The sequence below is a fragment of the Streptomyces sp. NPDC002779 genome (assembly GCF_042888685.1).
Taxonomy (GTDB): Bacteria; Actinomycetota; Actinomycetes; order Streptomycetales; family Streptomycetaceae; genus Streptomyces.
On record NZ_JBIAQC010000010.1, the window covers coordinates 16,905 to 28,732 of the forward strand.

Annotated in this window: 9 protein-coding genes; 1 reads left to right on the top strand and 8 read right to left on the bottom strand. The window is 74.8% G+C overall.

Features of this window, described 5'->3' with window-relative positions; all coding sequences use genetic code 11:
* Position 1 precedes the first annotated feature (1 nt).
* From ACFYW5_RS26330 to ACFYW5_RS26365, 8 genes are all read right to left on the bottom strand, one after another.
* Positions 2-1,006: a DUF5914 domain-containing protein gene (locus ACFYW5_RS26330; protein ID WP_389419823.1), complete on the bottom strand. Its 1,005-nt coding sequence runs from the start codon at positions 1,004-1,006 to the stop codon at positions 2-4.
* Between the two features lie 19 nt (positions 1,007-1,025).
* Positions 1,026-2,003 (bottom strand): phytoene/squalene synthase family protein, encoded by a 978-nt coding sequence (locus ACFYW5_RS26335; protein ID WP_389419555.1) that lies wholly within the window; start codon positions 2,001-2,003, stop codon positions 1,026-1,028.
* Entirely contained in the window at positions 2,000-3,547 is a 1,548-nt protein-coding gene (gene crtI / locus ACFYW5_RS26340; protein ID WP_389419556.1) for a phytoene desaturase family protein, read from the bottom strand. The genes ACFYW5_RS26335 and crtI overlap by 4 nt, the downstream gene beginning before the upstream one ends.
* Positions 3,544-4,686 carry a polyprenyl synthetase family protein gene (locus ACFYW5_RS26345; protein ID WP_389419824.1) on the bottom strand — a complete coding sequence of 381 codons (1,143 nt, stop codon included), beginning with the start codon at positions 4,684-4,686 and terminating at the stop codon, positions 3,544-3,546. Before ACFYW5_RS26345 ends, crtI begins: the two co-directional genes overlap by 4 nt.
* A 127-nt stretch (positions 4,687-4,813) precedes the next feature.
* Positions 4,814-6,181 (bottom strand): cryptochrome/photolyase family protein, encoded by a 1,368-nt coding sequence (locus ACFYW5_RS26350; protein WP_389419557.1) that lies wholly within the window; start codon positions 6,179-6,181, stop codon positions 4,814-4,816.
* Between the two features lie 29 nt (positions 6,182-6,210).
* Positions 6,211-7,779, bottom strand: coding sequence for an SDR family oxidoreductase (locus tag ACFYW5_RS26355; protein WP_389419558.1), 1,569 nt, complete (start codon positions 7,777-7,779; stop codon positions 6,211-6,213).
* Positions 7,780-7,900: 121 nt separating this feature from the next.
* Positions 7,901-8,794: an SDR family oxidoreductase gene (locus tag ACFYW5_RS26360; RefSeq protein WP_389419559.1), complete on the bottom strand. Its 894-nt coding sequence runs from the start codon at positions 8,792-8,794 to the stop codon at positions 7,901-7,903.
* A gap of 81 nt (positions 8,795-8,875) precedes the next feature.
* On the bottom strand, positions 8,876-10,987 hold the full coding sequence (locus ACFYW5_RS26365; RefSeq protein ID WP_389419560.1) for an MMPL family transporter: 2,112 nt from the start codon (positions 10,985-10,987) through the stop codon (positions 8,876-8,878).
* A 74-nt stretch (positions 10,988-11,061) separates the two neighbouring features.
* Between ACFYW5_RS26365 and ACFYW5_RS26370 the strand changes: the two genes are divergently transcribed.
* Complete coding sequence (locus tag ACFYW5_RS26370; protein WP_389419561.1) at positions 11,062-11,565, top strand: MarR family winged helix-turn-helix transcriptional regulator; 504 nt, start codon at positions 11,062-11,064, stop codon at positions 11,563-11,565.
* The last annotated feature ends 263 nt before the right edge of the window (positions 11,566-11,828 follow it).

An 11,828-nucleotide genomic window follows, 5' to 3' on the forward strand; every position in this document is an offset into this window, starting at 1 on the left:
CTCACCCGGGGAAACGGCCGGTACTGCGCAGCGCCCAGCGCCGCTCCGCGTAGGCCAGGTCGTCGCGCCACAGCCGTCCGGCCGTACGGCGCATCAGCGGGCGGAGCACCGGCGCGGCGGCCCGCGCCAGGGCGAAGCCACGTCGGTCCGAGGCGGCGACGACCGCCTCCACCACGGCCGTCCGCGGGTGCGCGTCCCCCTCACCGGTCACCGGCGTGGCATGCGTCTCCACCACCGAGGTGGCCCCTTCGCCCTCGGTGATGCGCATGACGACCGTACGCGGCCCCGGCGCGGTGAACTCGGCCCGCACCGGCACCACCAGACGGCCCGCCACCCGGAAGGAGACATCGACGACGAAGGCGTCGTCCTCCTCGCCCCGCGGCTCCCGCACCACCGTCAGGTCGACGAAGGAGTACGGATGGAACCAGGAACCGTGCCACGGGTCGAGCCGGTTGGCGACCACGTCCTGCGGCTCGCACCGGCCCACCGCCGTGAACACGGCGTCCACCGCACCGCCCGCCGTCGGCCGCACCGGCACCAGGGGGCGCTCCGCGGGCTCCTCGCCGCCGACCGCGTCCAGCCGCACCCACACCAGCACCCCGTCGTCGTGCACCGGGTACGGGCTCCAGCCGGCGAACGGCGTACCGTCCAGGGCCAGTCCGTGCCAGTGGCACACCAGCGTGCCGCACACCACCCGGCTGTCCCGCAGGGGTGCGCCCAGGTGCGGGCAGGCGCCCGGGCCGCCGCGCAGTTCACCCGTGACCGAACGCCACAGCACGACCTCCACGCCGCCCACGGTCCTGCCGTACGGGCGCCCGCCCTCGGGGACGTCCCGGGAGGCGCCGACGACGAACCAGTTCCCGGACGGGCGCGTGCTCGCCCGCTTGAGGGCGTCGGCGATCAGGGCGGGCCGCGCCTGCCGCCAGGTCGGGCCCTGCCCGGCCCAGTCCGGGCCGCCGGGCCGCCGCCGCAGCGGCGGTGTCCAGCGGCGGCCGTCCGGTCGCATCCTCAACTCGCCGGTCCCTTCATCCGAGTGACGCCTTGTCCGCAGTGGCCGCCTCACGCGGGCCGCGGGCGCGCCGACGGGCCCGGAGGACATGGACCGCACCGGCCGTCGCGGTGCCCGCGCGCCGCAGCCGGGACACCGCCGCACGGCGGTGCAGCACGGCGTAGTCCTGGGCCGCGACGGCGTCGAGGATGCCGCCGTAGAGGGTGAACGCGGTGCGGATGCAGGGGCGCACCCGCGGGTCGAGCATCGCGATGCCCGGCTCCGCCGTCCGGTACACTGCCCGGATCATGGCCTCGGCGGCGACGAGCGCGGCACGGATGCGAGGGTCCTTGCGTCCGGTGCGGCGGCTCCACTCCAGCAGCGGCCGGTCCACGCCGTGCGCGGCGAGCAGGTCGCCCGGCAGGTAGACGCGGCCCCGGTCCAGGTCCTCGCCCACGTCCCGCAGGAAGTTGGTGAGCTGGAACGCCTCACCGAGGGCGGCCGCGTGCGGGGCCGCTTGGTCGCGGGGGACGACCGTGCCGAGCACGGGCAGCATCTGCAGCCCGATGACCGCCGCCGAGCCGTGCATGTACTCCCGCAGGTCGGCGTAGGTCGGATAGTCCGTGACGGTCAGGTCGGCGCGCATCGAGGCGAGGAAGTCGGCGAACAGGGTGTGGTCGATGTCGTACCGGTGGGCGGTGTCGGCCACGGCGCGCACCACCGGTTCGTGCCCGCCGCCGGTGCGCAGCTCGTGTGCGAGGTCACCCTCCAGCCGCTTGAGGAGCCGGTCGCGTTCGCCGGGGGTCAGGCGCCGGTCGAGGTCGTCGACGATGTCGTCGGCCCAGCGGGCGAAGCCGTACAGGGCGTGCACGGCCGAGCGGCGTTCCAGCGGCAGCAGCCGGGTGGCGAGGAAGTAGGTCCTGCCGTGGCGGGCGTTGAGGCGGCGGCACTCGGTGTAGGCGGCGCGCAGGGCGGGGTCGGTGATGGCGGCGGCGTCCAGTTCGCGTCGGGTCATGCCGAACCTGCCCGGGTCGAGGGGGAGGAGGACCGCACCGGGGCCGGCGCGGTGCCCGTGCCGCGGGCGCCGGTGATGCGGGCGGCGGCGAGCTTGCCGCTGATCAGGACCGTCGGCACCCCCACGCCCGGGGTGGTGCCGCAGCCCGCCAGGACCACGTTGTCCCAGCCGCTGACCAGATTGCGCGGCCGGAAGGGGCCGGTCTGGGCGAACCGGTGGGAGACCGAGAACGGGCTGCCGGCCGCATGGCCCTGCGCGGCCCAGTCCAGCGGAGTCACCAGCAGTTCCTCCTCCGCACTGGCGGCGAACCCGTCGAGGCCCCGGCGCTCGAGTTCGGCGACCAGGCTGTCGCGGTAGCGCGGGCCGAGGCTTCGCCAGCTCTCGGCGGAGGGGCCGACCGTGGTGTTCGGGCAGGGGGCCAGGACGTAGTGCAGATGGCGGCCGGGCGGGGCCAGGGCGGGATCGTGGGTCGTTGGGCGGGTGATCAGCAGGGACGGGTCGCTCATCAGGGTTCCCGAGCGGGTCAGTTCCTCGAACGTGCGCTTCCATGCCGTACCGAAGGACAGGGTGTGGTGGGCGAGTTGGGGCCAGGTGCGGTCGCCCCCGGCGTGCAGGATCACCGCGGACGGTGAGTGACTCAGCCGGACGGGCCGTCGGGGGGCACGCCCCAGGAGCTGGTGCGCGGTGGACAGTTCGCAGCTCAGCACCACCGCGTCGCAGGCGATCCGCTCACCCGAGGCCAGGCGCACGGCACGGACCCGGCCCGCGGAGCGTTCCAGTGAGGTCACCTGCGCCGACCACCTGAACTCGGCACCGGCGTCCGCCGCCGCGTCGGCCATGGCGCGGGGGACGGCGTGCATCCCGCCCTTCGGGTACCAGACCCCGGCCACCGTGTCCATGTAGGCGATCACCGCGTAGGCCGCCAGGGCCCGGGCGGGGGCGACGCCCGCGTACAGGGCCTGGAAGGAGAACACGCGGCGCAGGCGGGCGTCGGAGAGGAAACGGCCGATCTGCCGGTCCAGCCGTCCGAAACCGCCGAGGGCGGCCAGCCGGGCCAGGTCGGGGTGGAGGAGCTGGAAGGGCGAGTCGAAGTTGGCGTCGATGAAGCGCCGCATCTGCGCCCCGTACAGCTCGGTCAGCCAGTGCCGCAGCCTGCGGTAGCCGGCCGCCTCCGCGGGCCCGGCGAAGCGCCGGACCTCCTCCTCCATCGCCTCCGCTCCGGTGTGCACGTCGAGGGAGGTGCCGTCCGCGAATCGGGCCCGGTAGGCCGGGTGCAGGGCCACCAGCTCGACCCGGCGGGCGAGGCTGTCCCCGACCGCCGCGAACGCCTCGTCGGCCAGGTGCGGCATGGTCAGCACGGTGGGGCCGGTGTCGACCTCGTAGCCGCCGAGCCGCACCCGGCCCGCCCGGCCGCCCGGTCCCGCGTCCCGTTCCACCACGGTGACCCGGCGGCCCGCGCCCAGCAGATGCAGGGCGCAGGCGAGTCCGGACAGTCCGGCGCCCACCACCACGACATGGTCGGTCGGTCCCGCCACGCTTCTCATGTGTCCTCCCCGCCGCGGCGCGGGCCGCTGCCCGAGGCCCGGGCGACCAGCTCGGCGAACTCCCGGCGTACGGCCGGGTCGGCGCCGGTCGCCGCGAAGTGCCGCAGGCTCTCGGCCGCCAGGTCCGCGATCTTCGCCTCCACCATGTCCCGGGCCCCGACGCGCTCCAGGGCCGCCCGCATCCGCTCCACCGTGCGCGGCGACCGCTGTGCGGTGCCCGGCGCCAGCACGGCGGCGGCTTCGCCGTCCCCGCAGGCCTCGGCGAGCCGGACGGCGACGGCGAGGAGATACGTCAGCTTGCGCGACCGCAGATCGTCGTCGGCCGGTTTCCCGGTCCGCGCCGGGTCCCCGAAGGCGCCGAGCAGATCGTCCCGGAGCTGGAAGGCCAGTCCCGCGCACCGGCCGGCGGCCCGCAGCGCGTCCAGCGTGCGCTCGTCCGCGCCGGTCAGGGACGCCCCCAGGGCCAGGGGCCGGGCCACGGTGTACAGGGCGCTCTTGAGCGTGGCGACGGTCAGCGCCTCGTCGACCCCGGACGAGCCGGTGGCCTGGGAGTGCAGGTCGCGGTACTGCCCGGCGACCATCTCGCCCCGCATCGCCTGCCACTCCCGGTGCAGCCCCGCTCCGTGCGGCGAACCGAGAGCCGTCTCCGTCAGCAGATCGTCGGCCCAGGCGAGCGCGAGGTCACCGGCCAGCACCGCGGCGGAGACTCCGAACGACTCCGCCGAGCCGCTCATCCCCGCGGCCCAGTGCTTGCGGGCGAGGTCGACGTGGAGCGCCGGAGCACCCCGGCGCAGCACCGATCCGTCCATCAGGTCGTCGTGGACCAGGGCGCACGCCTGCAGCAGTTCGAGGGCGGCGCCCGTGCGGAGCACCGCGGCGGGGTCGCCCGAGCCGCCGGCGGCCCGCCATCCGCACCAGGTGAACGCCGTGCGCAGCCGCTTGCCGCCGCGCAGCACGAAGGCGCTCACCCGGTCGGCCACGTCCTGGGCGAACAGCGAGTCCGTCGTGCGGGTGCGGTCCAGCGCCGTGCCGAGCCAGTGCTCCAGCACGGTCCCGACAGCCTCGGTGGCGTCCAGAGCGGTGAGCCGGGTGCCCCCGAGTCCGTCCGCTTCGGTCGCCGCGGGCCGCAGTCCCAGCATGCGCAACCCCTTCTCGCTCATGGTCGTTCGGACACCGGTGCTTCTGCCGAGGGCTCCGGGACGGATGCAGTGATCCACGGCCGTCGGCGGCCGGGGCTGTGCCGGCCGGCGCACGGGGGTTCCTCCGTCAGTCGCGTCCACGTGCCCTCTTGAAGCGCGCGAGCCCGTCCCCGAGGCCGATCAGCGGCTCGGGGTAGCCGACCCGCTCCTCCTCGGGCAGCAGCCACGGTTCATGGACCTGGGCGCCTTTGACGTGCTCCAGTTGCGGCACCCAGCGACGTACGTACTCCCCTTGCGGGTCGAAGCGCTTGCCCTGGACGACCGGGTTGAGGACGCGGTGGGGACGGGTGTCGGTGCCGGTTCCGGCGACCCACTGCCAGTTGAGCTGGTTGTTGACCAGGTCGCCGTCCACCAGCAAATCCAGGAAGTGCCGGGCGCCGATCCGCCAGTCGACGTACAGCGTCTTGGTGAGGAAGCTCGCCGCCAGCAGGCGGGCCCGGTTGTGCATCCACCCCTCGTGGCGCAGCTGGCGCATGGCCGCGTCGACGACCGGATAGCCGGTACGGCCCTCCCGCCACGCGGCGATGTCCTCGGCCGCCTCGTCCCCGGACCGCCACCGGTCGTGCCGGGTGCGGTAGTCCTGGACGGACGCGTCGGGCCGGGCCGCGAGGACCTGGTAGTGGAAGTCGCGCCAGCACAGCTGCCGTACGAAGGCCGCCGCGCCCGGTCCGCCGCGCGCGCGGGCCCGCTGGACGAGTTCCACCGGTGAGAGGGCACCGAAGTGCAGGTAGGGCGACAGCCGTGAGGTCGCGTCGCCCGCCAGGTCGTCGTGCTGGTGCTCGTACTCGGCCATGTCCCTCCCGGCCCACCGGGAGAAGCTGTCCCGACCGCGCAGCTCACCCCCGACGGCGAGGCCGGGGGAGAGGCCGGACAGCCCGTCCCGGCCGGGCAGCGGCTCGCCGCGCGCCGCGTCGGGGACGCGAAGGGTGCGCGGCGCGGCGAGAACCTCCCGCAGCGGCTCCTGCGACCACCGCCGGAAGTACGGGGTGAAGACGGCGTAGTGGCCGGAGCCGACCGGGGTCAGCGCGCCGGGGGCGACGGCCGTGACGACGGCGTCGTGCACGCGCAGCCGCACCCCTCGACCGTGCAGGGCCTCCCGCAGGCGCTCCTCGCGCCGATGGGCGTAACCCGTGACCCCGGCGGCCAGGTGCACCTCGGTCGCCCCGCACTCGGCGGCGACCGCCACGACCTCACGGACGACCGGGCCCGAGCGCACGACGAGCCGTCCGCCGCACCGGCGCAGCGAGCCGTCGAGGTCGGCCAGGCAGTCGGCGAGGAAGGCCGCACGGTTGGGAGCGTCGAAGCCGGTCGCGTGGATCGCGCTGTCGCGGACGAACAACGGCACCACCTCGTCCGCCGCCTTCAGGGCGGCCCGCAGCGGCGGATGGTCGTGCAGACGCAGATCCGAGGTGAACAGGACGACCGCGACGGTCATGTGACACTCCCGATGGTGTGCTGACAGCCCTACTGCCGCACTCTTCGGTCGCGGCGCGGCAACCGGATGCGGGTGGCGTGCGAGGGCCCGCGCGCGCTCATGCCCTTGGCGGCGGCCTGGGTGATGTTGCGGGCCATGCCGCCGAAGACGACCGCGTGGAAGGGCGAGACGGACCACCAGTAGGCGTGGCCCAGCAGACCGCGGGGGTGGAAGAGCGCGCGCTGCCGGTAGCGGGTGCCGCCGTCGGCGTCCGTCTCCGCGTACATCTCCAGCCACGCCAGGCCCGGCAGCCGCATCTCCGCGCGCAGCCGCAGCAGTCGGCCGGGCTCGATCTCCTCGACCCGCCAGAAGTCCAGCGAGTCGCCCACCCGCAGGCGTTCGGCGTCGCGGCGGCCGCGGCGCAGGCCGACCCCGCCGACGAACCGGTCCAGCCAGCCGCGGACCGCCCAGGCGAGCGGGAAGGAGTACCAGCCGTTGTCCCCGCCGATGCCCTCGATCACCTTCCACAGCGCCTCCCGGGGCGCCTCGACGTCGAGCTGCCGTTCGTCCTGGTAGAGGCTGCCGCCGGCCCAGTCCGGGTCGGTGGGCAGCGGGTCGCTCGGGGCTCCCGGGACGGCGGCGGAGGACCAGCGGGTGACGACCTGCGCCTCCCGGACCCGGCGCAGCGCCAGGGACAGGGCCTCGTCGAAGGGCAGCGGCCGGCCCGGCAGGTCGGGCACGTACCGGGCGATGTCGTGTTCGCGGCAGACCACTTCGTGCCGCAACGACTCGGTCAGCGGCCGGGCGATGGCGGCGGGCACCGGGGTGACCAGGCCGACCCAGTGGCTGGACAGCCGGGGGGTCAGCACCGGGACGGGCACGATGAGGCGTGGCCGCAGTCCGGCGACGGCGGCGTAACGGCGCATCATCTCCCGGTAGGTGAGCACGTCGGGCCCGCCGATGTCGAACGCCCGGTCCACGTTGTCGGGCAGCGTGGCGCAGCCGACGAGGTAGCGCAGGACGTCGCGGACGCCGATGGGCTGGGTGCGGGTGTGCACCCAGCTGGGGGTGACCATGACGGGCAGGCGTTCGGTGAGGTAGCGCAGCATTTCGAAGGAGGCCGACCCCGACCCGATGACGACCGCGGCACGCAGCACGGCGGCCGGCACCGGCGCCTCGAGGAAGATGCGGCCCACCTCGGCCCGGGACCGCAGATGCGGCGAGAGCGATTCTTCGGGGACGCCTTCGGGCGTGAGCCCGCCGAGGTAGACGATCCGCCGCACCCCGGCGGCGTGGGCCTGCTCGGCGAAGACGCGGGCCGCCCGGCGGTCGGTCTCCTCGAAGCCCGTACCGCTGCCCAGGGCGTGCACCAGGTAGTACGCGACGTCGATCCCGCGCATCGCGGCGGCGACCGACTGCGCGTCGGTGACATCGCCCTGGACCGTCTCGGCGTCCCCCGCCCAGGGGTGGTCGCGGAGTTTGCCGGGGGAGCGGGCCAGGCACCGCACCCGGTGACCGGCGTCCAGCAGTTCCGGCACCAGCCGTCCGCCGATGTAGCCGGTCGCCCCGGTCACCAGGCAGTGCAGCCGCTGTGCGCCGCGCTGTCCGTCCGTGCTCATGGGCGTTCCTCCAGGGTGTGGCGCGGTGGGCGGTCCGCCCGGTACCCGCGGGTCCGTCCGCCCACGGACACTTCGCACGCAGCGCCGCCGGCGGATGCGCGAGTGGGGCCGTACCGCCCGGTCACGGGACGGGGGCGGCCGGTCCGCCCGTCTGGTCGGCGCGGCCGCCGGCGCCGAGCAGGCCGGTGGCGGTGAACGGTTCGGCGGCGGCCAGGCGGGGCAGTTCCCGGCGCGACAGCATCGTGACGACCGGCGGCACCGCCCCGCGCACCAGCTGCATCGCGCGCAGCCAGCCGGGCACGTACACGGACGGGCGCCGGCGTTCCACGGCCGTGACGAGCCGGTCCGCCACGTACGCCACGGGATAGACCTTGCGTGCCGGTGCCGGCATGTGGCCGCGCAGCTCCCGCAGTACGGCGTACTCGTCGGCGTCGCGGACCATGTCGGTGTCGGTCCAGTTGATGTAGGCGATCCCCACGCCCACCTGGCGGTGGGCGACTTCGGCGCGCAGCGCGTGGGCGAAGGACTCGACCCCGGCCTTGGAGGCGCAGTAGGCGCTCATCATCGGCGCGGTGCCGAGGGACGCCAGGGAGGCGACCTGGAGGAAGTAGCCGCGGACGGCGAGCAGGTCCGCCAGGAAGGCGCGCGCGGTGACGGCGCTGCCGACGAGGTTGACCTCGATCACCCGGCGCCAGACCGCGAGGTCGGCCTCGGCGAACGGGCCGCCCTCGGCCACTCCGGCGTTGGCGACCACGACCGACGGGGGTCCGAACCGGGCGCGGATCTCGGCGGCGACGCGGAACATGCCGTCCGCGTCGGTGACGTCGACCTCCCAGCACGCGGACTCGCCCGGGAGGGTGTCGCGGACCTCGGCCAGCGTCCGTTCCTCCCGGCCGAGCAGAGCGACTCGGGCGCCCCGGCGGGACAGCTCCCGGGCCAGGCCCTCGCCGAGGCCGCGCGCCGCTCCAGTCACGACGGCGGTACGTGCGTACAGGGGACTGCGGGCAACCGGCATCGGGGTTCCTTCTGGCCGCGGCACAGGGCCCGGTCCACGCTAGACGCGGACCGGGCCCGCGGCATGTCGGCGGCCGGGCCGCTAGGCCGGTGGTGTCGCCGGGGACTCGGGCCCGGCACTTCGGCGGGCCAGTGCGCTCGGCCACCACGCCTTGGGCCCGATGTCGATCACCAGCGCGGGCACCAGCAGCGACCGGACCACGAGGGTGTCCAGCAGCACGCCGAAGGCGACGATGAACGCGATCTGCACCAGGAACGCCAGCGGGATGACCATCAGGGCCGCGAAGGTCGCGGCGAGCACCACGCCGGCCGAGGTGATCACTCCGCCGGTCGTGGTCAGCCCGCGCAGCACGCCCTGTCTGCTGCCGTGGGTGAGCGCCTCCTCCCGGACCCGGGACATGAGGAAGATGTTGTAGTCCACGCCGAGCGCCACCAGGAACACGAAGCCGTACAGCGGCACCGAGGCGTCCGTGCCGCTGAACCCGAGGAGGTGCTCGAAGACGAGCGCCGAAACCCCGAGCGTGGCCAGGAAGTTGAGGGCGACCGTCGCGACCAGCAGGACCGGTACGAGCAGGGAGCGCAGCAGCAGCATCAGGATCAGCAGGATGATGGCCAGCACCACGGGCACGATGACCGTGCGGTCCCGGGCGGCGGTCTGCTGGGTGTCGTACTGCTGTGCCGTGTACCCGCCGACCAGCGCGTCGGCGCCGGGGACCGCGTGCACGCTGTCGCGCAGCCGCTGGACCGTCTCCTTGGCGGCGTCACTGTCCGCCGCGGCCTCGAGGGTGGCGTCGATGCGGACCCGGCCGTCGACGACGAGGGGTTCTCCCGCGCCGGGCCGCCCGGAGGCGGACACGGCACCGGCCGAGGCCACGCCCTCGGTCCTGCTCGCGGCGGCGGTCACCGCGTCACCGCGGTCGGCGTCGGCGATGATCACGGCGGGGTTGCCCGACCCGCCGGGGAAGTGCTCGCCGAGCGTGGCCTGGGCGGCGACCGACGGCGCGTCGTTCACGAAGATCTCGTCCAGGGGGACGCCCTTGGAGGACAGGGCGGGGGAGAAGCAGGCGAAGCCGGCCAGCACGAGGGCGGTCACCATCCAGGTCCGCCGGGGCCGGCGGTCCACCGTCGCGGCGATCCGCCGCCACACGCCGCTGCCCTGCGCCGACGCCTGCGACGGCTTGGGCCGGGACGGCCAGTACGCGACCCGGCCCAGCAGGGCCAGCACGGCGGGCAGGAAGGTGAGCGTGGACAGCACGGCGCACAGGATGCCGATGGCGCCGACCGGTCCGAGCGCGCGGTTGTTCGTGAGGTCGCTGGCCAGCAGGGCGAGCAGCCCGAGGGCCACCGTGGCGGCGCTGGCGGTGATCGCGCCGAAGGAGCGGCGCACGGCGGCGACCGCGGCCGAGGCCCGGTCCCCGCTCGTGGCGAGTTCCTCACGGAAGCGCGCGGCCAGCAGCAGGGCGTAGTCGGTGGCGGCGCCGATCACCAGGATCGACAGGATGCCCTGCACCTGGCCGTCGACCCGGACCACGTCCCGCTGCGCCAGCGCGTAGACGACGGCACAGGCGAGCCCCAGGGCGAACACGGAGCCGAGGATGATCAGGAAGGGCAGCAGGACGCTGCGGTAGACGAGCAGCAGGATCAGCAGCACGGCGCCGAGCGCCACGCCCAGCAGCAGGCCGTCGATGCCGGCGAACGCGTCCGACAGATCGGCCTGGCTCGCCGCCGGTCCGGCGATCTGCGCCGAGGTCCCCGGCACCCCCTCCGCCGCCCGGCGGATCCGGTCCAGGGCGGTCGGCAGTTCCTCGCCCAGGTCGGGTTCCAGCTGGACGACGGCCTGCAACGCCCGGCCGTCCTCGGAGCGGATCGCGGGCGAGGGCCCGCCCACGAGGCCGGGCTGTCCGGCGAGCGCGCCGACGGCCCGGGTGGCGGCCTTCTGCTGCTCCTGGCCGACCCGTTCCCCGCCCGCCGTCCAGACCACGATGGCGGGCAGGGTCTCGGACTGGTCGAACGCCTCCCGGGTTTCGAGCACCTGGGTGGACTCGGCGCTCCGCGGCAGGAACGCGGCCTGGTCGTTCGTGGCCACCTCGCCCAGCTTGCCCGCGTAGGGGCCGAGCGTGCCGCCGACGCCCAGCCAGACGAGCAACAGGACCAGGGGTACCAGCCACCGGGCCCGGCGCGGTGCGATGTTCATGAGCGTCCCAAAGCAGTAGCGGAATGTGTCGATGACAAAGTATCTCAACGATCAAGTTACTTTATGCTGGGGGTATGAGCGCCCCCGGCATGCCCTCGCCGTCTCTTCCCGCGGACGACCCCACGGGGTTGCAGTCCTTCGCCGTTTTGCTGCGCCGGATGAACGGCGAGTTCAACCGCATCGCCCAGGAGTTCGCCCAGGCCCACGGGCTGCATCTCACCGACGTCCAGGCGCTGATCGCGATCCTGGACGCCGACCCCGACGACGGGCCGATGACTCCGGGCCGGCTGCGCCGGCAGCTCAACCTCACCTCCGGCGCGATGACCGCATGCGTCGACCGGCTGGAGCGGGCCGGTCACGTCCGGCGCGTCCGTGCCGTCGACGACCGCCGCGTGGTGCACCTGCACTACGCGGCCGGGGGCAAGAGCCTGGCCCGGGACTACTTCCGGCCGCTGGCCCGGAGCACCGACACGGCACGCGGCCGCTTCACCCCCGACGAACTGGCGGTGGTCGTCCGCTTCCTGGCCGAGCTGAACCGGGAACTGGTCCTGCTGCGACGGGACACGGGCCAGGGGTGACCCGGCCCTCACCCCGGACCGCCCGGCCCTGCTGACGGCGTGACAGCCCCGCCCCGACGTCTCGTCACAGCTTCTGCCGGGCACCGGCGCTGCCGAGGTCGCGACCAGGAGTGCGGCTCGCGAGATGGCACGACCAGGCCCGTGGACGAATCGGTGACAGCCGACCGCATCCGCCGATGCCACGGCACCGGAAGCAGGGGCAGGTGCGCACGCGCACCCCGGCCACGCCGGCCGGCCCGCCCCCCGCCGACCGACCGGGCCCC

What these genes read in the sequence shown, in the direction of transcription:
- ACFYW5_RS26355 (WP_389419558.1), bottom strand. Translation starts at nt 7,779, where the DNA reads ATGAGCACGGACGGACAGCGCGGCGCACAGCGGCTGCACTGCCTGGTG.
- ACFYW5_RS26365 (WP_389419560.1), bottom strand. Translation starts at nt 10,987, where the DNA reads ATGAACATCGCACCGCGCCGGGCCCGGTGGCTGGTACCCCTGGTCCTG.
- ACFYW5_RS26330 (WP_389419823.1), bottom strand. Translation starts at nt 1,006, where the DNA reads ATGCGACCGGACGGCCGCCGCTGGACACCGCCGCTGCGGCGGCGGCCC.
- ACFYW5_RS26335 (WP_389419555.1), bottom strand. Translation starts at nt 2,003, where the DNA reads ATGACCCGACGCGAACTGGACGCCGCCGCCATCACCGACCCCGCCCTG.
- crtI (WP_389419556.1), bottom strand. Translation starts at nt 3,547, where the DNA reads ATGAGAAGCGTGGCGGGACCGACCGACCATGTCGTGGTGGTGGGCGCC.
- ACFYW5_RS26345 (WP_389419824.1), bottom strand. Translation starts at nt 4,686, where the DNA reads ATGCTGGGACTGCGGCCCGCGGCGACCGAAGCGGACGGACTCGGGGGC.
- ACFYW5_RS26350 (WP_389419557.1), bottom strand. Translation starts at nt 6,181, where the DNA reads ATGACCGTCGCGGTCGTCCTGTTCACCTCGGATCTGCGTCTGCACGAC.
- ACFYW5_RS26370 (WP_389419561.1), top strand. Translation starts at nt 11,062, where the DNA reads ATGAGCGCCCCCGGCATGCCCTCGCCGTCTCTTCCCGCGGACGACCCC.
- ACFYW5_RS26360 (WP_389419559.1), bottom strand. Translation starts at nt 8,794, where the DNA reads ATGCCGGTTGCCCGCAGTCCCCTGTACGCACGTACCGCCGTCGTGACT.